20 protein-coding genes and 1 pseudogene are annotated in these 22,119 nt (G+C 73.9%); 14 read left to right on the forward strand and 7 right to left on the reverse strand.

Annotation, left to right across the window (positions count from 1 at the left end):
- The coding region (locus TR48_RS40320; RefSeq protein WP_439654465.1) for a MerR family DNA-binding transcriptional regulator at positions 1 to 163 on the reverse strand (163 nt) is incomplete at its 3' end.
- A gap of 431 nt (positions 164 to 594) precedes the next feature.
- On the opposite strand from TR48_RS40320, the gene TR48_RS12015 reads away from it, so the two are divergent.
- Genes TR48_RS12015 through TR48_RS12025 form a run of 3 tightly spaced genes read left to right on the forward strand, consistent with a single transcriptional unit; the run spans position 595 to position 3,887 of the window.
- Positions 595 to 1,899: an NAD(P)/FAD-dependent oxidoreductase gene (locus tag TR48_RS12015; protein ID WP_042366135.1), complete on the forward strand. Its 1,305-nt coding sequence runs from the start codon at positions 595 to 597 to the stop codon at positions 1,897 to 1,899.
- A 42-nt stretch (positions 1,900 to 1,941) separates the two neighbouring features.
- Entirely contained in the window at positions 1,942 to 2,331 is a 390-nt protein-coding gene (locus TR48_RS12020) for a hypothetical protein (protein WP_042366068.1), read from the forward strand.
- The gene (locus tag TR48_RS12025; protein ID WP_042366069.1) at positions 2,328 to 3,887 is read left to right on the forward strand and encodes an SDR family oxidoreductase; all 1,560 of its coding nucleotides are present in this window, start codon (positions 2,328 to 2,330) and stop codon (positions 3,885 to 3,887) included. The genes TR48_RS12020 and TR48_RS12025 overlap by 4 nt, the downstream gene beginning before the upstream one ends.
- 301 nt (positions 3,888 to 4,188) lie before the next feature.
- On the opposite strand, the gene TR48_RS12030 is transcribed toward TR48_RS12025, so the two are convergent.
- Positions 4,189 to 4,638 (reverse strand): ATP-binding protein, encoded by a 450-nt coding sequence (locus TR48_RS12030; RefSeq protein ID WP_042366070.1) that lies wholly within the window; start codon positions 4,636 to 4,638, stop codon positions 4,189 to 4,191.
- The gene (locus TR48_RS12035) at positions 4,635 to 5,015 is read right to left on the reverse strand and encodes an STAS domain-containing protein (protein WP_042366071.1); all 381 of its coding nucleotides are present in this window, start codon (positions 5,013 to 5,015) and stop codon (positions 4,635 to 4,637) included. Before TR48_RS12035 ends, TR48_RS12030 begins: the two co-directional genes overlap by 4 nt.
- 445 nt (positions 5,016 to 5,460) lie before the next feature.
- On the opposite strand from TR48_RS12035, the gene TR48_RS41830 reads away from it, so the two are divergent.
- From TR48_RS41830 to TR48_RS38810, 4 genes are all read left to right on the forward strand, one after another.
- Complete coding sequence (locus tag TR48_RS41830) at positions 5,461 to 5,868, forward strand: ATP-binding protein (RefSeq protein WP_052442599.1); 408 nt, start codon at positions 5,461 to 5,463, stop codon at positions 5,866 to 5,868.
- A gap of 71 nt (positions 5,869 to 5,939) precedes the next feature.
- On the forward strand, positions 5,940 to 6,839 hold the full coding sequence (locus tag TR48_RS12045) for a SigB/SigF/SigG family RNA polymerase sigma factor (protein ID WP_052442600.1): 900 nt from the start codon (positions 5,940 to 5,942) through the stop codon (positions 6,837 to 6,839).
- A 225-nt stretch (positions 6,840 to 7,064) separates the two neighbouring features.
- Entirely contained in the window at positions 7,065 to 7,295 is a 231-nt protein-coding gene (locus tag TR48_RS12050) for a DUF6458 family protein (RefSeq protein ID WP_042366072.1), read from the forward strand.
- Positions 7,296 to 7,360: 65 nt separating this feature from the next.
- Positions 7,361 to 7,783, forward strand: coding sequence for an SsgA family sporulation/cell division regulator (locus TR48_RS38810; protein ID WP_052442601.1), 423 nt, complete (start codon positions 7,361 to 7,363; stop codon positions 7,781 to 7,783).
- 75 nt (positions 7,784 to 7,858) lie between these two features.
- Here the strand turns inward: TR48_RS38810 and TR48_RS12060 are convergent, their stop codons facing one another.
- Positions 7,859 to 10,318: a SpoIIE family protein phosphatase gene (locus TR48_RS12060; RefSeq protein ID WP_052442602.1), complete on the reverse strand. Its 2,460-nt coding sequence runs from the start codon at positions 10,316 to 10,318 to the stop codon at positions 7,859 to 7,861.
- Positions 10,315 to 13,977, reverse strand: coding sequence for a HAMP domain-containing protein (locus TR48_RS12065; RefSeq protein WP_042366140.1), 3,663 nt, complete (start codon positions 13,975 to 13,977; stop codon positions 10,315 to 10,317). Before TR48_RS12065 ends, TR48_RS12060 begins: the two co-directional genes overlap by 4 nt.
- A gap of 358 nt (positions 13,978 to 14,335) precedes the next feature.
- On the opposite strand from TR48_RS12065, the gene TR48_RS12070 reads away from it, so the two are divergent.
- A complete protein-coding gene (locus TR48_RS12070) occupies positions 14,336 to 14,689 on the forward strand; it encodes a PRC-barrel domain-containing protein (RefSeq protein WP_042366073.1) in 354 nt (117 codons plus the stop codon).
- A gap of 489 nt (positions 14,690 to 15,178) precedes the next feature.
- On the opposite strand, the gene TR48_RS12075 is transcribed toward TR48_RS12070, so the two are convergent.
- Positions 15,179 to 16,243, reverse strand: a complete 1,065-nt coding sequence (locus TR48_RS12075) for a mechanosensitive ion channel family protein (protein ID WP_052442603.1) — start codon at positions 16,241 to 16,243, stop codon at positions 15,179 to 15,181.
- A 256-nt stretch (positions 16,244 to 16,499) separates the two neighbouring features.
- Between TR48_RS12075 and TR48_RS12080 the strand changes: the two genes are divergently transcribed.
- The 5 genes and pseudogenes from TR48_RS12080 (at position 16,500) to TR48_RS12095 (ending at position 19,691) form a co-directional block, all read left to right on the forward strand.
- On the forward strand, positions 16,500 to 16,964 hold the full coding sequence (locus TR48_RS12080) for a CBS domain-containing protein (protein WP_042366074.1): 465 nt from the start codon (positions 16,500 to 16,502) through the stop codon (positions 16,962 to 16,964).
- Positions 16,965 to 17,083: 119 nt separating this feature from the next.
- Positions 17,084 to 17,250 (forward strand): annotated as a pseudogene (locus TR48_RS45415) (BBE domain-containing protein); the annotation flags it as partial.
- 52 nt (positions 17,251 to 17,302) lie between these two features.
- Entirely contained in the window at positions 17,303 to 18,055 is a 753-nt protein-coding gene (locus TR48_RS12085) for an alpha/beta fold hydrolase (RefSeq protein WP_042366075.1), read from the forward strand.
- Positions 18,049 to 19,296 (forward strand): cytochrome P450, encoded by a 1,248-nt coding sequence (locus tag TR48_RS12090; RefSeq protein ID WP_042366076.1) that lies wholly within the window; start codon positions 18,049 to 18,051, stop codon positions 19,294 to 19,296. The genes TR48_RS12085 and TR48_RS12090 overlap by 7 nt, the downstream gene beginning before the upstream one ends.
- A gap of 167 nt (positions 19,297 to 19,463) precedes the next feature.
- The gene (locus tag TR48_RS12095; RefSeq protein WP_042366077.1) at positions 19,464 to 19,691 is read left to right on the forward strand and encodes a hypothetical protein; all 228 of its coding nucleotides are present in this window, start codon (positions 19,464 to 19,466) and stop codon (positions 19,689 to 19,691) included.
- Positions 19,692 to 19,716: 25 nt separating this feature from the next.
- Here the strand turns inward: TR48_RS12095 and TR48_RS12100 are convergent, their stop codons facing one another.
- Positions 19,717 to 20,748, reverse strand: a complete 1,032-nt coding sequence (locus tag TR48_RS12100; RefSeq protein ID WP_052442604.1) for a PP2C family protein-serine/threonine phosphatase — start codon at positions 20,746 to 20,748, stop codon at positions 19,717 to 19,719.
- 404 nt (positions 20,749 to 21,152) lie between these two features.
- Between TR48_RS12100 and TR48_RS12105 the strand changes: the two genes are divergently transcribed.
- Positions 21,153 to 22,094, forward strand: coding sequence for a hypothetical protein (locus tag TR48_RS12105; RefSeq protein ID WP_042366079.1), 942 nt, complete (start codon positions 21,153 to 21,155; stop codon positions 22,092 to 22,094).
- The last annotated feature ends 25 nt before the right edge of the window (positions 22,095 to 22,119 follow it).

The following is a 22,119-nucleotide window of genomic DNA, read 5'->3' on the forward strand; positions in this document are numbered from 1 at the left end:
CCTCGGTGCGCTGCGCCGGGCCGATCCCGTAGCGGCGCTCCCACGAGCGCACCGTCACCGGCGACACCCCGAGCCGCCGCGCCACCTCGCCCGTCGGCAGGCCGCTCTCCTCCACCGCATCCTCCACGGCCTCGTCCTCGGCGCCGGCGCCCCGGGGGCTCACGCGGCGACGGAGGGGAAGGCGTGACCGGGCATGGCGTCCTCCTGGTACTCGGTTCTCGCCACATCACCCTGGCCGTCGGCACGGACAGCAAGCTCCATGCATCGATGGTGCATCGCTTCACCCGCTCCCGCCACGCGAGGCCCACGCTCCGCGCGGAGCCGAAGCGGTCGCGGGATCCCGGACGGCTGCGCCTGCGGCGACAGCCGTGGCGCGCGGCGGGCTGCCGCGCATGCGTGACTGGGTCGCGTCAGCGCGCGTGACGACGGGCGCGCCCCGCGCGCAGTGAGCGCACCCGGTTCTCGCCCGCCTGCCCCACCCGCGCGCGGGCGCTTCGGGCCCGGCACGCCCGCGCGCGGGTCGATGCGGAATCGCTGCGCATCGACTCCGCTGGGGCGGGCGGCGACGGTGGGCGCGAGAGGGTGGTGGTGCAGATGTCGCGGACCGTGCGGGTGGACGCCGTCGTCGTGGGTGCGGGGATGGCCGGGCTGGCCTGCGCCGCGGACCTGTGCGCGGCGGGGCTGGAGGTCATGCTGCTGGAGGCGTCCCGGCAGGTGGGCGGCCGGATGGCCTCCGACCGACGCGACGGGTACGTGCTCGACCACGGCTTCCAGGTCTTCAACACCGCGTACCCACAGGTCCGGCGGCGTGTGGACCTGGCTGCGCTGCGGCTGCGCCCCTTCGACCCCGGATACGTGCTCGCAGACGGCGACCGGCGGCTGGCGCTGGCCGACCCGACCCGTCGCCCGGGCGACCTCCTCGGCGCCGTCGCCGGGCTGCTGGGGGACGGACAGCGGCCGCGCGACCTGGCGGCCCTCGCCGCCCTGAGCGGGCGGGACATGCTCGTGCCCGCCCGGTTGCTCAAGCGCGGGCCGGACATGACCACCCGTCAGGCCCTGCGGGGCGCCGGGCTCGACGACGACTTCGTCGACGCCGTCCTCGCGCCGTTCCTGCACGGCGTCTTCCTGGAACCGCGGCTCGACACCTCCGCCCGCTTCTTCCACCTGGTGTGGCGCAGCATGCTGCGCGGCTCGCTGTGCCTGCCCGAGCGCGGCATCGGCGCGGTGCCACGGCAGCTGGCCGACGGGCTGCCGCTCGGCACGCTGCGGCTCGGGGCGGGCGTCGAGCGGCTCACCGACGACGGCGTGGCCCTGACGGGCGGCCTCGCCGTGCACGCCCGCGCGGTCGTCGTGGCAACCGGGCCGACGGCCGCGCGGGCACTGCTCCCGGCGTTGCCGCCGGTGCCGACGCACGCCGTCACCACCGTGCACCACGCGGCGCCCGAGGTTCCCTGGCCGCGCAAGGCCCTCCTGGTGGACGGGGACGGCCCGCTGCTGCACACCAGCGTCGTGAGCAACGTCCAGCCCGCGTACGCCCCGCGCGGCGTCGCCCTGGTCTCCACCTCGCTGCCCGGCGTCGCCGACGAGGAGCAGCTCACGGCCGCCGAGGCGCGCCTGGCCGACCTGTACCGGACCTCCACGCGCGCGTGGGAGCGGATCGCGGTGCACCGCGTCGCCGAGGCGCTGCCCGCCTCGCCCGCGCCGTGGCCGCTCAGCCGCGGCACCCGCCTCGCGCCGGGCCGCTATGTCTGCGGCGACCACCGCGCCACCGCCTCTGTGCAGGGCGCGCTCGCCTCGGGGGCCCGCGCCGCCCGCGAGGTGCTGCGCGACCTGTCGACGGCGCAGACCTCCCCCCGGAAGGCGCGGACCCCGGCCCCCGCCGACACGGCGGCCGGCTGAGGAGTCGTCCGCACGAACCGACCGACCCCGAAGGAGACCGCGATGAGCGAGCACGACCTGCTGCTCGGCGACACCGTCGGCACGATCGTCGCCACCGGCGTCGACGCGCTGATCGAGCTCGTGGCCGACGGCGTCATGTGGCGGGGCACGCCGATGGCGGGCTCCACCTGGGCGGCGCGAAACCTGCCTCGTCCTCTCGAGGGCCGCGCGGACCTGCGGGACCGGCTGGCCGTGAGCGGGTTCCTGCATCTGGAGCGGGCGTCGTACCGGGTCGGCGAGCGGTGGGTGCCGGCCGGGGCCGTGCGGCTGCGGCTCGAGTCCGTCTCGGCCTGGTGGCTGCGCGGCGCCGCCGGCGTGCCCGAGGCCTCGTCGGCGACGACGGCCGACCGGAGCGGGACGCCGGAGCCGGCGGTCGCCGAGGTGGCGTCATGACGGCGCGCGGGGCGAGCGGCGCCGCGACTGGTCCCGGCGCGCTGTGCCTGGTCACCGGCGCGACCGGTTACATCGGCGGGCGACTGGTAAGGGAACTGCTCGACGCCGGATACCGGGTGCGCTGTCTCAGCCGGAACCCGGACCGGCTGCGCGACCAGCCGTGGGCGGGCCACGTCGAGACGGTCCGCGCCGACCTGGGCGACCCGGCCTCGCTGACTGCGGCTCTGGACGGCGTCGACGTGGTGCACTACCTGGTCCACTCCCTGGGCACCGGGCCCGACTTCGAACAGGCGGAGGCCGCCGCCGCGCGCAACCTCGCCGACGCGGCGGCCCGCGCGGGCACGCGCCGGATCGTGTACCTCGGCGGGCTGCTGCCGCGCGGCGTCGAACCGGCCGCGCTCTCCCCGCACCTGCGCTCGCGGGCGGCGGTCGGGGAGATCCTGCGGTCCGGCGCGGTGCCGACGGCGGAGCTGCGCGCCGCGGTGGTGCTGGGCTCGGGCTCGGCCTCGTTCGAGATGCTGCGCCACCTGACCGAGCGGCTGCCGGTGATGGTGACCCCGCGCTGGGTGCGCACGCTGATCCAGCCAATCGCCGTGCGCGACGTGCTGCGCTACCTGGTCGCCGCGGCCGCGCTGCCGCCGGAGGTGAACCGCAGCTTCGACATCGGCGGCCCCGAGGTGCTCAGCTACCGCGAGATGATGCTGCGATACGCCCGTGTCGCCGGGCTGCCGCGCCGTGTGATCGTCCCTGTGCCGGTGCTGTCGCCCGCCCTGTCCAGCCACTGGGTGGGTCTGGTCACTCCCGTGCCCAGGGGGCTGGCGCGGCCGCTCGTCGAATCGCTGCGGCACGAGGTGGTCTGCCGGGAGCACGACATCGCGCGGTTCGTCCCCGACCCGCCGCAGGGCCTGGTGGGCTTCGACGAGGCCGTCGCGCTCGCGCTGACCCGGATCAAGGACGCCGAGGTGTCGACCCGCTGGTCCTCGGCGGCGCTGCCCGGCGCGCCGAGCGACCCGCTGCCCACCGACCCGGGCTGGGCGGGCGGTTCGCTCTACGAGGACGTGCGCCAGGCAGCGGTGGCGGCGAGCGCCCGCGACCTGTGGCAGGTGGTCGAGGGCATCGGCGGCGAGAACGGCTGGTACTCCTTCCCGCTCGCCTGGGCGCTGCGCGGCTGGCTGGACCGGATCGCCGGCGGGGTGGGCCTGCGGCGCGGACGCCGTGATCCGCACCGGCTCCGCGTCGGGGACTCGCTGGACTTCTGGCGGGTGGAGGAGATCGAGCCGGGCCGGCTGCTGCGGCTGCGCGCGGAGATGCGGCTGCCCGGGCTGGCCTGGCTGGAACTGCGGGTCCAGCCGGACGGGCCGCGGCGCTCGCGCTACGTGCAGCGCGCCGTCTTCCACCCCCGCGGCCTGGCGGGCCACCTGTACTGGTGGAGCGTGGCGCCCTTCCACTCGGTCGTCTTCGGCGGCATGACCCGCAACATCGCCCACGAGGCCGCCCGGCACGACCACGCGCCCGCCAGCCGCGGGCACGCGGGCCTCGCCGGCGGCCTGTCCTGACGCCCGCTCCCACCCCATGGTCTGCTGCACGAACGATGCACCCTGCGCCCCGCCGCCCGCATCCGCTTTCCTGACCCCGCGGGGCCTCCTCCGGCGGCATTCCAAGGCCCCGCACCGAGGCGGCCGAGGACGCCCGACCCCCGTCCCCGGCCGCCCGCCCGCGTGCGGCGGCATCGGGAGCTTCTCGGCCGCAGCCCGCGCAGGGCCGTACACCGGCCGGTAGCACCTTCCCTGGCCGCCCTCGCTCCTGGACGGCCACGGAGGACCGGCACGACGACCCGCCCGGCTGCAACCGGCCGGGTCAGCGGGCGAAGCGGGCCCAGACGGTCTTGCCGGAGGACTGGGGCGTGCTGCCCCAGGTGGTGCTGAGGCGGTGGACGACCTGGAGGCCGTGGCCGCCCGGCTGGGACGGGTCGCCCGGTTTCTGGAGCTCGGGGGGACGGGACTCGCCGTCCGTCGCGCCGACGACGAGCGTGTCGCCGTCGAGGGTGACCACGAGTTCCCGGACGCCGCCGCCGTGCGTCATCGCGTTGGCGACGAGTTCCGAGACGACGAGCAGGACGTCCTCCGCGCGCTCGCGCTCCTCCGGGTCGGCGGCCTCGGGATCCGCCCAGCCCCACTCCGCCAGCGCGCTGGCGGTGAAGGCGCGGGCCCGACGGACCGGGCCGCTGACGTCGCGCAGCCCAAGTCGGCGCACCTGCGGGCCGGGCGTAGAGCGCTGCAGGCCGGACTCGGCGCGCGGCGCGTTCATGCGTCCGCCAGCGCGGTCGCGAGGTCGCTGTGCGTCTCGAAGACGCCGTCCGCGCCCGTGAGTTCCAGCAGCCGGCGCAGCTGCGGGCCGGGACCGGCGAGCAGGAACCGGCCGCCGTCCTCGGTGGTGGCGAGCCGCGCCTTCAGCAGCACGTTCAGTCCGGTCGAGTCGCAGAAGCCCAGCTGTGAGCAGTCGACGACGACGCAGGTGACGCCGGCGTCCGCGAGCGAGCCGATGGCGCGCGCCAGCGCCGGCGCGGTGTCGTGGTCGAGCTCGCCCACGACCTCGACTACTCCGGCCCCGCCCTGTCTGCGGACCGAGACGGTCAACTGCTCCTGGTCGGGGTCCTCGTGGGGAGTCTCGGGCCGTTCGGACATGCGGGCGGTCTCCAAGGGTCGGTGGTCGTCTCAGCGCAGAGGCTACCGCGCACGTTCCCCGGCCGGGACGGCGCCATGCACGGACCGGGTGCACGTTTGCGGCCGCCGAACGCGGTCAGACGCCTGGCGTCCGGGGTGGACGCGGGGCCCGGACCGTTGTGGAGCCCCCGGCACCCTCACCCGGGTGCCGGGGGCTCCGGCGTGTGCAGGCCGCGTGCGGGGCCGCGGACAGGCCGGGGCGAGACGGAGACGGGGTGGCGAGGTGGACTGCGGCCAGACGGACAGGACTTGGCACAGGACGTGGCCCGCAGAAGGGCGGGACGCCCGAAGGTGCGCCCGGCTGACGCTGCGGGACAGCGCGGCGCCCGCCTCAGCGGCGCGGCGATTCTCCCGGCTCACGCTCGACACCTGGGGGTTGTGGAACGGCGCGGAGGAGCCGGCGGGCGTGAGCGACATCGTGCTGGTGGTCTCCGAGCTGGTGACCAACGCCGCCCGGCACGGCGGCGGCGCACAGTGGATCATCCTGTCCGCGCCGGGCGAGGACACGATCCGGGTCGAGGTGGCTGACGTGAACCGGCGGCTGCCGGTGGTGCGCCGGTCCCCCGTCCCCGCTCGCCCGGGAGGCCACGGACTGCGGCTGGTCCAGCACGCGGCCGACCGCGTCGGCGTCAGGCTCTGGGAGCACCGGCCGGGCAAGTCCGTCTGGGCCGAGTTCCACCGGATCCTCCCCCACGCCCTCACTGCGGTCCTCCCGCCTGACGAGGCGACAGCAGGCAGCGCGGAAGAGCCACTCGCCCCGGATCATCACAGAACGGTCACGGCCGTCCTGCATCATCCGGGGGAACGGGGGTAGGCGGCGGGAGAAGCCCGAAGAAACCGAGCCCTGCCGCAGCGGCGGCGGGGCCACGTCGACGGAGGAGCCTCATGCCCCGCACTGTCACCGCACCCGCTGCCGGCGGCCGCGCACCGGAGGCCCGTGACACCGGCAACAGTGCCGTCACCCCGGTGGACGCCGCTCTGCCCGAGATGCCCGCCGACCCCTCCGCTGTGGACACGGCCACGGCGAAGGAGCTGTCCCGGGTCCTCTTCGTGCGGCTGCGCGCCCTGGAGGAGGGGACGGCCGAGTACTCGTACGTCCGCAACTCGCTGGTCGAGCTCAACCTCAGCCTGGTGCGGTACGCGGCGTCGCAGTTCGCGCACCGCAGCGAGCCGATGGAGGACATCGTCCAGGTCGGCACGGTCGGACTGATCAAGGCGATCAACCGCTTCGACCCGGACCGCGACGTCGAGTTCCTCACCTACGCGCTGCCGACCATCGCCGGCGAGATCAAGCGGTACTTCCGGGACTCGAGTTGGGCCGTGCACGTGCCGCGCCGCCTGCAGGAGCTGCGCCTGCGCCTCGCCAAGGCCAACGACGCGCTCGAGCAGGAGCTGAACCGGGAGCCCACGACCAGGGAGCTGGCGGAGCACCTCGGCCTGCCGGAGCAGGAGGTGGTCGACGGTCGGCTCGCCGCGAACGGCTACACCGCGGGCACGTTGGAGGCCCCCGGGACGGCGGACGCGGACCAGGACAACCCGCTGGAGCAGCGTATCGGCATCGTCGACGACGGCTTCGACCAGGTCGAGGCGGTCACCTCGCTCAAGCCGCTGATCGCGCGGCTGCCGGAGCGGGACCGGCTGATCCTCGGGCTGCGCTTCGTCGACGAGTTGACCCAGTCGGAGATCGGCAAGCGGATCGGTGTCTCCCAGATGCAGGTCTCCCGGCTGCTCGCGAACACCCTGGCGAACCTGCGTGCGGGGCTGGACGCCGACGAGACCGGCTGACCCGCTTCCCCCGCACGGCACTTGGGCCCGCCCGCGCGACACCGCGCGGGCGGGCCCTCGTCATGCCCGCCCCACCTTCCCGGCACCGTTCCCGGCACCCGTCTCCCGCACCGTTTCCCGCACCGTTTCCGCCGACGGTTCCGGGGCAGGCGCGAACTGACGAACTGTCGGTCCCGACAGCGGGGCCGCGCACCACCGAACTACCGGAAAGGGAAGGGTGAGCTCATGGGCATCGGAGGCTGCATCCTCGTCTTCGCCGCCGGGGCGGTCCTCGCCTTCGGCGTCGACTGGCACGTCAAGGGAATCGACATACCCGTGGTCGGCGTGATCCTGATGATCGCCGGGCTGCTCGGACTTCTGACCTACAGCGCGGTCCTGCGGCGCCGCCGCCTTCTCGTCGACCGTGCGCCGGACGCCGAGATCGTGGAAGAGCGCCACTACCGCCAGGACTACTGACCGCTGCTCCGCCCGCAGCACCCGCCGTCCCCTCCTTCCGCCCCGCCCCGCCCCGAGGAGCCGCGTTGTTCTCCGAGATCGAGCATGCCGTCCCGCTCGTGCTGGTCGTCGACCCGTCCACCTCCGGGCTCCGGGTGCCCGCGCTGCTGGGCTACCGGCGCGACGACCCGTTCGCGGTCCGGCTCACCTTCCCCGGGATCCTCGGTCCGGACGAGAAGGACCTCACCTGGCTGCTCTCGCTCGAACTGCTGGAGGCCGGGCTGCTGACCGCCGTCGGCGACGGCGACGTGCGGGTGGTCCCGGCGTCGGCGGGAGCGATCCGCCTGCACCTGCGCTCCGGTGCCGCGGAGGCCGTGCTGGAGGCGCCGAGCCGCCGGGTGGAGCGGTTCCTGCGGGCCTGCCGCCAGTGCGTCCGCCCCGGCGAGGAGGAGACCGGCTACGACTGGGACGGCGCCTGGGCCGACCTGCTGCGCCGCGAGTGCTCCTGACGGGCCGCCACGCGACCTCGAACGCCCAGGGCCCGCGCGCGGCCCGCCCGTCCCGCGGCCGGTCGCCTCGGCCGGCTACGCGGGGCGGTGGATGCCGACCAGGCAGGTGTCGTCGTCGGTGTTGGAGCGGCTGTGGGCCAGCAGGTGGTCCAACTGCTGGGCCACGCTGCCCGACGCGGGGAAGGACCCGCCGCGCAGGGTCGCGTGGAGGTCCTCGAAGCCGCTGCTGTCCTTGCGCTCGATCAGGCCGTCGGTGAAGAGCAGCAGGGTGGCGCCCTCCGGCAGCGGCATCTCGTGCTCCTCGTAGTCGGCGTCGGGGACCGCGCCGAGCAGGATGCCGTGGCCGAAGTCGACGGAACGGGAGGCGCCCTGGTGCAGCAGCACGGGCGGCGGGTGACCGGCGCTGGCCCAGCGCAGCAGGCTCTCCCCGGGGTGGTAGATCCCGCAGACCGCCGTCGCCGTGACGTTGTCGGTGAGGTGGAAGGCGACGTCGTTGAGCCAGGCCAGCAGCTGCGCGGGCCCGGCGCCGGTGGTCGCCAGCCCGCGCAGCGAGTTGCGCAGCACGACCATGCCGGTGGCCGCCTCGATGCCGTGACCGGCGACGTCGCCGACCGAGAGCAGCACGTCCCCGTTGGGCAGCGGCACCGCGTCGTACCAGTCGCCGCCGACGGCGTGCTCCTGGTGGGCGGGGCGGTAGCGGACCCCGATGGTCAGCCCGGCCATGGCCACCGTGCCGGGTGTGGGCGGCATGATGGCGTGCTGGAGCCGCAGCGCGAGCCGCGCGCGCTCGTCGGCCTCGGCCTGGGTGTGGGCGAGTTGGTCGAGGGTGGCGCTCAGGGCCACCTCGGTCCAGTGGTGCGCGGAGATGTCCTGGCAGACGCCGCGGATCGCGACCAGGGTGCCCGCCTCGTCGGCGACGGGCTCGGCCACCACCCGCACGTGCCGCACCACGCGGTCGCCGCGATGGAAACGCACCGCGACGTCCCGCGGCTCCCGGTGCAGGGTGACGCCGGCGAGGAAGGCGTCGAACGCCTCGCGGTCGTCGCGGTGCACGCGCGCCCGCAGGTGCGACAGCGGCAGCGGCTGGCTGTCGGGCGCGAGGCCGAACAGCTCGAACAGCTCGGGGTTCCAGGTGGCCCGTGAGGTGAGCAGGTCGTCCTCGAACCCGCCGATGCGGCCCAGGCGTTGGGCGTGCTGCAACAGCGTGCCGAGCCCGGCGTCGTCCTCCTGGGCCCGCCAGGTCAGCAGCACGGCGTCGTGGATCCGGCTCACGCCCACCCGCGCCTGGTTGATGACGGGGATGTCGCCGATCTCGGCGACCAGCGCCAACCGGTCCGCGCGGAACGGCTCGCCGGTCGCGTAGACGTGCTCGACCTTCTCCGCCGGGCCGCCCGCGCGCCCGAACCCCGGGTACGCCTGGAGCAGCGGCCGCCCCTCGACGAGGGCGGCGGGCCGCCCGGCGGGGTCGGCGAAGCGGTCGTTGAGGTAGGCGATGCGGAAGTCGGTCAGCCGCCCGTCGCCGTCGAAGAGCGGGGTGAGCACCAGCGCCGGGTCGTGGAGGCTCTCGGCGATCTGCCGCGCCACCGGGTCGACGTGCGGGGTCGCGGGTTCGTCGCCCTCAGTCCCGGCGGCCGGGGCGTGGGGGGCGCCGCCCGGCTCGTCCAGGGTGTGGGCGGCGAGCTCGGCCAGGGCCAGCAGCTGCCGCTCGACGCGGCGGTCGCGGACGGGCGCTCCCGAGGTCCAGCTGATCTCCAGCGCGCCGAGCACCCGGCCGCGGCGGACGGCCGGAGCCACGACGGTCACCGCCGCCGAGCCGGGGGCCTCCTCCTGCTCGGCTGCGGCGGCCCAGACGATCGTTCCGCCGCGCACCGCCTCGCCCACGGCGTCCGCGGGAGCCGCCGGGGCCGGCGAGCCCCCGGGCGTGAGCCGCACTCCGGCGCGGCCGGCGAGCAGGAGACCGCCGTCCTCCCGGGCCGCCCACAGCTGGACGCCGTCCGCACCGAACGGCTGCAGTGCGTGCTCCAGGATGGCACTGGCCGCACGCTGGCCGTCCTCGGCGTGCCAGCGGGGCAGCCCGGCCGCGGGCGCTCCTCCAGGACCGGGCGGCCCGCTCGGACCTCCGGGCCCGGTCACCGACCCCGGCAGCGTCGCCGTCGTCTCCCCCGTCGACGCCCGTGTTCGCGCGCCCGGCGTCCCGCCGTCGCGAGCCGCAGCGCCCGCGAGGATCTCGTCCGCGCAGCGCAGCACGGCCCGGCCTCCGGTGCGGGCCTGCGTGTGCAGGTGCCGCAACGCCTCCTCCGGTCCGCAGCACAGACGCTCCATCAGCACGCCGGTGGCCCGGTCGACCAGGACCCGCGCGTCGTCGCCCTTCCCGGCGGCGTCCAGCACGGCTTGCACCCGGTCGAAGGCTTCCGCGAGCCGCCCGAGGCCCGACGCGGCCGCCGCGCCGGGCCTCGGGCGCGGACCCACCCCGCCCTCCGGGCGCGGACCGGGCGCCTCGTGGCCGGTGGCGGGGTCCTCCTGGTGACCTGTCACAGGTCCAGCACCTCGCGGATCGTGGCGATCAGCTGCTGCGCGGCGACGGGCTTGGTCACGTAGGCGTCCGACCCGGCAGCCAGACTCTTGTCCCGGTCCCCCGGCATGGCCTTGGCGGTGACCGCGATCACCGGCAGCGTCGCGTACCGCGGCATCGCGCGGATCGCGGCGGTCGCCTGGTAGCCGTCCATCTCGGGCATCATCACGTCCATCAGCACCAGGTCCACCTCGGGATGGGCGGTCAGGGTGTCGATGCCGAGGCGTCCGTCCTCCGCGTGGAGCACCCGCATGCCCTGCATCTCCAGGATCTGGGTGACCGCGAAGACGTTGCGCACGTCGTCGTCGACGACCAGCACCGTGCGCCCCGCCAGGCGTGTGTCGACCTCGACGGCGGCCGCGGCGGTCCGGGCCGCGATCGGCACGGGCACGGGCGTCTGGGCGGCCAGCCGCTCGCGCACCCGGTCCCGCAGCTCGTCCAGGCTGCCGGTGACGTCCAGCGGCCGGGTGCCGGCGCCGCGCAGCGTCTGCTCCTGCGCCCCGGACAGGCCGCGACCGTGGACGACCAGCGGGATGTCGCGCAGCGCGTGGTCGTCGTCGAGGGCGTGCAGGAACCGCCACATCCGCGGGTCGGGGTCGTCCAGTTCGACGACGATGCAGTGGTGGTGGTCGAGCGCGAGCACGGCGGCCGCCTCGGTCACCCCCGTCGCGGTGCTCAGCCGCACCGGGCTGCCGTCCGGGTCGGCCGCGGTCAGGTCGCCGACGGCGCTCTCGGCGACGAGCGTCAGCAGCCCGCGCGCCTCCCGTTCCACGATCAGCAGCCGCCGCTCGGAGGTCGGTTCGACGGCCGTCAAGCCCTCCGGCGGCCAGGGCTCACCGCCCGGCTCGCCGTTCCGCCCCACCTGGGCGGGCACCTCGGCGTCGGCGTGCTCGGGCGACTCGGGGTGCCGCAGCGGCAGGTGCAGCACGAAGCTGCTGCCCTCGCCCGGCCTGCTGGTGACGGTGATGACGCCGCCCAGCAGCCGCGCGAGCTCCCGGCTGATCGACAGGCCCAGCCCGGTGCCGCCGTAGCGGCGGCTGGTGGTGCCGTCGGCCTGCTGGAAGGCCTCGAAGATGGTGGCCAGCTGGTCCTCGGAGATGCCGATGCCGGTGTCGTGCACCTCGAAGGCGATGAACGGGCCGTAGCCCTCGACGCCCTGCGGCAGCTCGTCCGGCCCGGGGCAGGAGATCCGCAGCTCGACCGTGCCGCGTTCGGTGAACTTGACCGCGTTCGAGAGCAGGTTGCGCAGCACCTGACGCAGCCGCGACTCGTCGGTCACCATCGCCGACGGCGTGCCCGGCAGCACCGCGACGCGGAACTGGAGCGCCTTCTCGCTGGTCAGCGGGCGGAAGGTGGCCTCGACGTAGTCGAGCAGGCCGCGCAGCGCCACCTCCTCCAGGCTCAGGTCCATGCGGCCCGCCTCGACCTTGGACAGGTCCAGGATGTCGTTGATGAGCTGCAGCAGGTCCGAGCCTGCGGAGTGGATCACGCCCGCGTACTCGACCTGCTTCGGCGTCAGGTTGCGGCCGGGGTTCTGCGCCAGCAGCTGCGCCAGGATCAGCAGGCTGTTGAGCGGCGTGCGCAGTTCGTGGCTCATGTTGGCCAGGAACTCCGACTTGTACTTCGAGGCCAGGGCGAGCTGCTGGGCGCGCATCTCCAGCTCCTGGCGGGCCTTCTCGATCTGCAGGTTCTTGGTCTCGATGTCGTTGTTCTGCGAGACCAGCAGCGCCGCCTTCTCCTCCAGCTGGGCGTTGGAGCGCTGCAGTTCGTCCTGGCGCGCCTGCAGCTCACCGGACTGCGCCTGCAGTTCGGCGGCCAGGCGCTGCGACTCGCCCAGCAGCTCCTCGGTACGGGCGTTCGCGAGGATGGAGTTGACGTTGACGCCGATGGTCTCCATCAGCCGGTCCAGGAAGTCCCGGTGGACCGCGCTGAACGGCGTCACCGACCCGAGCTCGATGACGCCGAGGACCTGGTCCTCCACCACGATGGGCAGCACGACCAGCGCGGCGGGCGCCATCTTGCCCATCCCGGAGGAGATGGTGGCGTAGCCGGCCGGGAGGCCCTCGACGTCGATGGGACGCCTGCTGCGGGCGGCCTGGCCGACGAGGGTCTCGCCGAAGGCGTAGCTGGTCGGCTCGCCGGGCGCGCGGCCGTAGGAGCCGATGGCGTACAGGCGCGGGCCCTCCGGGGCCTCGGCTGCCACGTAGAAGGCGCCGTACTGGGCGTCGACCAGCGGGGTCAGCTCGTCCATGACGAGCTCGGCGACCAGCGGCAGGTCCCGGCGGCCCTGCATCAGCGCGGAGAGGCGGGCCAGGTTGGTCTTGAGCCAGTCCTGGTCGCGGTTGGCACGGGTGGTCTCGCGCAGCGACTCCACCATGGCGTTGATGTTGTCCTTGAGGTCGGCGACCTCGCCGGAGGCGTCCACGGCGATCGAGCGGGTCAGGTCGCCCTGGGCCACGGCGCTGGTCACCTGGGCGATCGCGCGGACCTGCCGGGTGAGGTTGCCGGCCAGCTCGTTGACGTTCTCGGTGAGCCGCTTCCAGGTGCCCGAGACGCCCTCGACCTCGGCCTGCCCGCCGAGACGGCCCTCGCTGCCGACCTCGCGGGCCACGCGGGTGACCTCGGCGGCGAACGAGGAGAGCTGGTCCACCATCGTGTTGATGGTCGTCTTGAGCTGCAGGATCTCTCCGCGCGCGTCGACGTCGATCTTGCTGGTCAGATCGCCCTGCGCGACGGCCGTGGTGACCTGCGCGATCGAACGGACCTGCGCGGTGAGGTTGTCCGCCATCACGTTGACGGACTCGGTCAGGTCCTTCCACGTCCCGGAGACGCCGCGGACGGTGGCCTGCCCGCCCAGGTTGCCCTCGGTGCCCACCTCTCGGGCCACCCGGGTGACCTCGTCGGCGAAGGCCGACAGCTGGTCCACCATCGTGTTGATGGTGGTCTTGAGCTCCAGGATCTCGCCGCGCGCGTCGACCTCGATCTTGCGGGTCAGATCGCCCTGCGCGACCGAGGTGGCGACCTGGGCAATGGCCCGGACCTGGCCGGTCAGATTGCCCGCCATGAAGTTGACGGAGTCGGTCAGGTCGCGCCACACCCCCGCGACGCCGGGCACCTCGGCCTGGCCGCCGAGGCGGCCCTCGGTGCCGACCTCGAGCGCGACGCGGGTGACCTCGTCGGCGAAGGAGGAGAGCTGGTCCACCATCGTGTTGACGGTGCTCTTGAGCTCCAGGATCTCGCCGCGCGCGTCCACCTCGATCTTCTGCGAGAGGTCGCCGCTGGCGACGGCGGTGGCCACCTGCGCGATGTCGCGCACCTGGGTGGTCAGGTTGCCGGCCATGGCGTTGACGTTGTCGGTCAGCGCCTTCCAGGAGCCGGAGACGCCCGGGACCTCGGCCTGGCCGCCGAGACGGCCCTCGGTACCGACCTCGCGGGCCACGCGGGTCACCTCGGAGGTGAACAGCGACAGCTGGTCGACCATCCCGTTGAAGACCGCGGCGATCTCGCCGAGCAGTCCCTCGCCCTCGTCCGACAGCCGGGTACTGAAGTCGCCGTCCCGGACGGCCGTCAGACCCGCCAGCAGCTGACCCAGCCCGGCCTCCGGCGTACCGGCGGCCGCCACCTCGAGCCGTCCACGTTCCGCGCCCGACACCGCAGCCACCCGTCCTCCCGGCCCTTCGCCGGTTCCTGGAACGAACCGGACCGGCCACTCGCGAACATTCCGCCCAGCCTATGGGGACCGACCGGTTCGCGGGCACGCCTGACGCGAACACGGCGAGGAGGTCCGGGGCGGACTCCGTGCAGGTGCGGCCCCATGGTTCCGGGCATCAGGCGGTGCCGACCGCCTCCGCAGCCCGGTCCGCACATGAGAGAAAGGCCACGCCGGCGGACACACCCCGTGTCGGCCCGTGAGCTCGGGGTAGGCGCGCCCCATGAGCCGGTCCGGCCGGACCGGCCCCTGACACCGTGGAGGTGCCCCCGTGAACCGGCAGCTGTGGAGCTACCCGACCGACAGCGGCCTGGTGGCCGGCGAGGACGTGACCGGCTACCGCGTCGAGGCGGCGGACGGCCCGATCGGCCACGTCGAAGCGGTCCTCGACCGCGAGGAGCAGCGCTCACTGATCGTCGACACCGGCACCTGGATCTTCGGACGCCGCGTGGTCGTCCCGGCCGGCGCCGTCGCCCGCGTCGACGGCGCGCACGGGACGGTGTACGTGGCCCGAACGAAGGACCAGGTCAAGGACGCCCCCGCCTTCGAACGCAACGACGACGACTTCTGGGCCCGCCTCGGGAGCTACTACGGCGGCTTCCCCGGCATGGGCCCCCTGATCTGACGCTCCGCCTCCGCGTACGCCCATCCGCGCAGGCGGACGGATGGGCGTACTTTGACCCAGATCATGCGTCGACCGGACTCCGCCGGCGCGTACGCCTCGTCCGGCTCGATGCGGTCGAGACGGTAGGCGAGACGTCTGGCGACCGCGGCGCTGCGAATGCTGGCTCGTCGTCGCAGGGGATCTCGACGCGGTGGATCTGCCCCAGGTCCAGCAGGACCCGGGTGAGCGCGCGTGCCGCCTCGTTCTGACGCCGCGCCCTGTGTGGTCGACGTGGCACCAGTAACCGATCTCGACCGCCCCGGGACCGAGCTGGTCAAGAACCGCGGCCGTGCCGAGAATCGTCCGCTCGTGCTCGTCGAAGACGCTGAACTGGGAGCTGCGACCGCTCGGCGTTCGACTGCACTCGCGGACTACCCCCCACCTGCACGGGAGTGCAACGCGATAACGCGCTCTGCGCATTGAGCCGCTCTGCGCACTGAATTGGACAGTTCAGCCTCCCGCCCGGTCCGCCAGGTCGCCCGTGCTGACCAGGACGCGCGGAAGGGCGTGGGGTTGTTCGTCGCGGAGATAGGCGGCGAGCTGTTCGCGGACCAGGCAGCGCAGTTCGAAGGCGTCGGAGGCGTTGTCGGCGGTCATCAGGGCCCTGACGACCAGGGTCGTCGGGGTGGTGTCGACGACCTGCAGGGCCTGGCCGTCGCCGTTCCAGAGCTTGGTGGAGAGCAGCACCTCGGAGAGGCGCTCGCGCAGGTCGGCGATCTCGGTGCGGTAGTCGACGTGGATCAGCGCGGTGCCGGTGATCGCCGGGTCGCGGCGGGACCAGTTCTCGAACGGCTTGCCGGCGAACGCGGACGCGGGCATGACGATGCGGCGCTGGTCCCAGGTGGCGACCACCACGTAGGTGAGGGTGATCTCCTCGACCGTGCCCCACTCGCCGGCGACGACGACCTCGTCGCCGATGCGCATCATGTCGCCGAAGGCGAGCTGCATGCCGGCGAAGAGGTTGGCCAACGTGCTCTGCGCCGCGATGCCCGCGATCACTCCGATCAGGCCCGCGGAGGCGAAGACGCTGGTGCCGATCGTCCGCACGGTGCGGAAGGTCATCAGGATCGCCGCGACGGCGAGGACCGCGCACAGCGCGCCGGTGATGCGGCGCATCAGGTCGGCTTGGGTGCGCACCCGGCGCACCCGCGCCGCGTCCCTGGGCTGGACGGTGTAGCGGGCGAGGCCGAGGTCGAAGCCGACGCTCGCGACCTGGTAGACCAGCCAGGCCGCGGCGGCTATCAGCAGGACGAGCAGCGTGTGCCGGGCGACGCCGTCCGCGTCGCCCGCCCAGCGGAAGCGGCTCCCCGCGATCAGCAGCGCGAGCGGCACGAGCGTGGCCAGCAGCGGGCGGCGACAGCGTCCCAGCAGCCGCACGGACGCGCCCCGCGCCGCGCGGCCGCGGATCGTGCGCCGCGCCACCCGTTCCACCGCCTCCACCGCCAACCACGCCGCCACCATGGCTGCGGCGATCGCGATCAGCGGCACCGTCACCGACTCGACGGCTGGATTCACGTGACCTCCCCGGGGTCCTCCCGCGCTTGCGCGCCTGTTCTGGCCGCGCCTAACCGGGCCAGCGCGGCCCAAACGGGGAGGAGGAGTGGCCCGGATTACATCCGCTCCGGCGCCTCGGTCCCGAGCGGCGACAGGCCCAGCGTCAATCGCGGCGTCGGACAGCTCCCCCTCCCCGGGCTGTTCGCCGGGAAGCGGATGTGGGCATGAAGAAGGGAAAAGGGGGAGGCGTCGGCCGGCCAGCGAAGGAGGACATGACGTGAGCCTGACCGTTGCACAGGTCCTTTCCGCCAAATCCGACGGTGGTCGCACCGTCCACACGATCGGCAAGGACAGTACGGTGCTCGCCGCGCTCGGGCTGATGGCCGAGAAGGGGATCGGAGCTCTCGTGGTCGTGGCCGACGAGCAGATCGTCGGGATCGTCACCGAGCGGGACTACGCCCGCAAGGTGGAGCTCTGCGCCCGCTCGGCCGCAACCACGCGCGTCGACGAGATCATGACCGCGAAGGTCCGGTACGTCGAGCCCGCCCAGAGCGCGGACGAGTGCATGGCGCTCATGACCGAGCACCGTATGCGTCACCTTCCGGTCCTCGACGACGGCCGGCTGAGGGGCATCGTCTCCATCGGCGACCTGCTCAAACAGCAGATCGCCGACCAGCAGTTCACCATCGACCAGTTGGAGCACTACATCCAGGGCGCGCCGAGCCCCGTCCACCTGCGGTAGAGAGAGCCGCGCGGACGCTTCAGGGCCGGGTCCGCGCCGGGGGTCCGGCCCTTGGCGCGTGCGCCGGTTGGTCCCGTCGGGGGGTTGGGCGACACGCAGAGACGACGCCCCCGAACGCGGTCACCCACGGCTCCTCCATCAACTACCCGGACGTCGACCTCGCCCTCAACACCTCCGGCGTCGCCTGATCCACCCTCTACTACGGCGACGACCACCCCCGCCTCCAGCGCGTCAAGGCCCACTGGGACCCCGCGACGTCTTCCGCCACGCCCTCTCCGTCGACCCTGGCCCACCCGTAGGATCACGAAGGCCTGGACGCTTTCGCGGAAGGATGGTTGATGGAGCTTCAGCGAGTCGGAGCCGGAGCGCACGCGGTGTTGGTGCTGCACGGGTGGTTCGGGTCGTCGCGGGCTTGGGGGACGCTGCTGCCGCATCTTAACCAGGATGCCTTCAGCTACGTCCTCCTGGACTACCGCGGCTACGGAGCACGGCGCGGGGAGAGCGGGCGGTTCACCCTGGCGGAGGCGGCGGCGGACGTGCTGGCCGCCGCCGACACGCTGGGGCTCGACCGCTTCTCGCTGCTCGGGCACTCCATGGGCGGCACGGTCATGCAGAGGGTGTACGCGGACGCGCCCGCGCGGGTGCGGGCGATGGTCGGGGTCTCCCCCGTGCCGGCGAGCGGCTTCCCCTTCGACGAGGCGGGCTGGCAGCTCTTCTCCGGCGCGGCCGACGACGCGGGCCACCGGCGGACCATCATCGACCTCACCACCGGCAACCGGCTGACCGGCGTCTGGCTGGACGCGATGGTCCGGCACTCGCTGGAGCACTCCGACCGCGACGCGTTCGCCGCCTACCTGCCCGCGTGGGCGCAGACCGACTTCCACGCCGACATCGAGGGCAGCGAGGTCCCGGTCAAGGTGATCGTCGGCGAGCACGACCCGGCGCTGGGGGCCGACACCATGCGGGCGACCTTCGCCGCCTGGTACCCGAACCTGGAGACCGAGGTGCTCGGCAACGCCGGGCACTACGCGATGGACGAAACGCCGGTGGCTCTCGCCCGCTCCGTCGAGCGGTTCCTCGCGCGATGGTGACGGCCCGTCCGGACGTCTTCGACCCGCGGGTGTTCGCTCGCGGCATCCCGCACGACGCGTTCCGCGTGCTGCGCGACAGCGCCCCGGTGGCCTGGCAGGACGAGCACGAGGTGTTCGACTGGCCGGCGGGGCCCGGGTACTGGGCGGTCACCCGGCACCGGGACGTGAAGGAGGTGCTGCGCACGCCGGAGGTCTTCTCGTCCTGGCTGGGCGCGACCCAGATCCGCGACCCGGAGCCGGACGACCTGGGCTTCATCCGGCGGATGATGCTCAACATGGACCCGCCCGAGCACAGCCGGATCCGCCGGATCGCCGCCGGGGTGTTCACCCGGCGACGGCTCGAGCGCTCCTACGGGCAGGTCACCGCGCGGGCCGCCGCGCTGCTGGACACGGTCGCCGCGCGCGGCCGCTGCGACCTGCCGGTCGACGTCACGGACGACTTCCCGCTGACCAACCTGGCCGAGCTGCTGGGCGTGCCGGGGGGCGACCGGCGTCTGCTGCTCGACTGGACGAACCGCGTCATCGGCTACCAGGACCCCGAACACGCCCAGGTGGTGCGCGACGCACAGGGACGGCCCGTCAACCCCCGCTCCCCCGCGATGCTCCGCGACATGTTCGACTACGCCCAGGAGTTGGCCCGGCGCAAGCGCGCCGAGCCCGGGGACGACCTGATGACGGCGCTGGTCCGCGCCGAGGTCGACGGGCGGGCGCTGACCGACGCCGAGCTGGAGATGTTCTTCTTCCTGCTGGTGGTCGCGGGCAACGACACCGTCCGCAGCGCGCTGCCCGGCGGCGTCCTCGCGCTGCTGGAGCACCCCGACCAGTACCGGCGGCTGCGGGCTGAGCCCGCCCTACTGCCGAGCGCCGTCGAGGAGATGCTGCGCTGGCACCCGCCGGTGCTGAGCTTCCGCCGCACCGCCGCGCGCGACACCGAGCTCGCCGGGCAGCGGATCCGGCGCGGCGACAAGGTCGTGGTCTACCACGTGTCGGCGCACTACGACGAACGGGTCTTCCCCGATCCGCACCGCTTCGACATCACCCGCAGCCCCAACGACCACCTGGCGTTCGGTCAGGGGCCGCACCTGTGCCTGGGCGCGCACTTCGCTCGGCTGCAACTGCGGGCGTTCTTCGGCGAGTTCCTGCGACGGCCCGAAGCGTCGCTGGACGGGACGCCGGTGCGGCTGACATCCAACTTCATCAACGGCCTCACCCACCTGCCGGTCCGCATGCCGACCGGGTGACAGCCGGCGCGCGGGGGCCCGGCGCACGGGGCCCGCGGGCGGACCGTGAGGCCGCCGAACAGGTGACTTCTCCGGCGGGACGCCAGGGCGGGGCGCGGCCCGGGCATCAGTAGGCACCAGGCGGCCCGCAGCCGAGTGGCGTCCGGCCGTCGACGAGAGCCTCGTCCGTGATCCGCCTGACCCCCCTGGGGGCGGCAGCCCTGCTGCCGCTCCTGATCGTCGCCGCGGCCCCGGCTGGGTCGGCGCCACGACCCGCCGGGGTCCACACCGGCGGCCTGCCCGACTGGTCGCTGGTGCTCGACGACGCGTTCGACGGCGCCGCGCTGAACACCGCGATCTGGCGTCCGGGGCTGGCAGTGGCGGTCCTGACGCCGAGGCTGAAGCGCGGGGGCTGACGCCCGGGCCCGGCGTCGGCGGGGCTCAGGCGGTGCGTTCCAGGACGAGCACCACCGCGTCGTCCTTGAGCGCCTCGGCCCAGGCGCCCACGTCCTGCTCGATGAACTCCGCCACGCGCGCGGGGCTGCGGCGGTGGCCCGTGTGGCCGGTGAAGTGGGAGTCGAGGCGGGCGGTGAGGGGGTAGAACCTGTCCTGCGCGTCGCGGGCCTCGGTGATGCCGTCGGAGTAGGCGACGAGGAGGTCGCCGTCGGCGAGGCGGTGGGTGACCTCGTCCTGGCGCGGCGCGCCGAGCATCGGGCCCAGGCCCAGCGGCAGGGCGAAGGGGGCGTCGAGGGGACGCACTCCGTCGGCGTCCATGAGCAGCACCGGCGGGTGCCCCCGGTTGAGCAGACGCACCACCGGCTCGTCGGCCGGGAACTCGAGCAGCACCGCGGTCACGAAGAGTTCCTCGTCGTGGGCGTCGGTCGAGTCCAGCACCAGGGCGGTCTCGATCCGCTCCGCGACGTCTCCCAGGCTCTTCTGGACGGCGGCCGCCTCCCGGAAGGTCGCCAGGGCGGTGGCGACGGTGGCGACCGCGCCGTTGCCCTTGCCGCGCACGTCGCCGAGGATCATCCGGGTCCCCCAGGCGGACTGCCGCACGCCGTACAGGTCCCCGCCGACCAGCGCCTCCGCGTCCGCCGCGCGGTAGAAGCCGGCCATCGCCACGGGCCCGACCCGACGTGGCAACGGGCGCAGCAGGGCCCGCTGGGCGGCCTCCGCGAGCGCCTGGACCCGTTCGAGCCGCCGACTCGAACGGGCCGTGGACACCGTGAAGAACACCGCCGCCCCCGCGATCACCGCGTTCGCGCCGAAGTCCACCCCGAAGTGGGAGCTGTAGGCCCGGCCCTGGTCGATCTGGAGGGCGATCATCCCGGCGGCGCCCGTCGCGGCCACGGCGACCACCCAGCCCGTCCGGTAGTACAGCGCGGCGAGCGGGGCGGCGGCGCTCAGCAGGGACAGATAGGAGTAGGCGCTCGGCGTCGCCAGCTCGAGCGTGATGCTCAGCGCGATCAACACCCAGGGCAGCGGAGCGGCCCACCGGGCCCGAGAAACGGTTTCCGTCACAACTTCCTGAGTACCACGCCGCCCCCGACTCCGCCGTTCGGCCGCACGCACGGGCCGCGGGCCAGCGCCCGTGGCGGTCCCGGCCGGATGCGGAGCACTGTTCCGCGACCAGGGACCGTTTCCGCTCGTCCACGATCGCGTGAGAGACCGTCACGGTCCTTTGACCACGACCGGCCCACGGGGTCGTTTTCCTGTGCCTCAGGCGTAACGCCGCGCTCACGGCATGTGTATGATCTGCGACCCCGGCCCTGCTCCACTGCGACTCCACCGCGACTCCACCGCGGAACAGGTGCGGCTCAATCGTTACATCCCGGGCTATCTTCACCAAACCTACTCAGTGGCTAGGATCCGGACTCATGGCACTATTTGGGCGCTCCAAGTCGTCTCCACGCCTGATGCCCGAGCTGGACGACGGCGAACTGGGCAGGCTGTGCAAGCAGCTCAGCCCCTCCACCATGCGCAGCATGGCCGACTTCAACGTGGAGGCCGCGGAGCGCCTGCTCAAGGACGCGGACACGGACTGGGACCGGCGCTGGCACCGGCTCTCGGTGCTGGCCGAGTCGACGGCGGACTTCAACTTCGACCGGTCCTGGCAGATGCGCCGCTCCCGCAGCGTGGACGCGATGCTCTTCGGCGCCTGGGTCGCCGCGGTGCGGGTGAGCCGAGGGGAGCCGGCCACGGAGCTGCCGGAGGCGGTGGAGGCCTGCCGCCACGCCAGCGAGCTGCGCCCGCAGGACCCCCTGCCGTTCGTGGCCCTGCTGGGCATACTCCGGCTCATGCGCCGTCCGTCGCACGAGCTGAACGAGGTATGGCAGGGCGTCGTGATCCGCGACCCGTGGAACCGCGAGGCGCACCTTCAGGTGCTCGCGTACCTCTCCCCCGAGGAGTGCGGACTGCCGGGCCAGGCACGTGAGTTCGTCGACGCGCAGCAGACCAGGATGCCGGCCGACGCTCCGGCCACGGCGCTCGAACTCACCGCGTCCGTCCGGGAGTTCCACCGGGCCACGTCCGGGAACCAGCTCAACGGCATTCTGGCCGACATGTGGTGGGACCGGCCGCACGCCGCCGCGGTGCTGGACCGCGCCCTGACCCTGTGGACGCGGCCGGGCTTCCTGCGCCACGCCGCGGCGCTGGCCGACCTCAACCTGCTCGCGTACGCCCTCACCCAGGCGGGGCGGATCTCCGAGGCGGGGGCGGTGTTCGAGCAGCTCGGGACCACGGTGGTGGGGTGGCCCTGGCTGGAGCGGGGCGAGCCGGTCGAGCAGTTCGCCGCCTGGCGCAACCGGGTGCTGCGCTGAACCACCCCTCGCTCCGCCTGGACGC

The organism is Streptacidiphilus neutrinimicus, from assembly GCF_000787815.1.
Taxonomy (GTDB): Bacteria; Actinomycetota; Actinomycetes; order Streptomycetales; family Streptomycetaceae; genus Streptacidiphilus; species Streptacidiphilus neutrinimicus.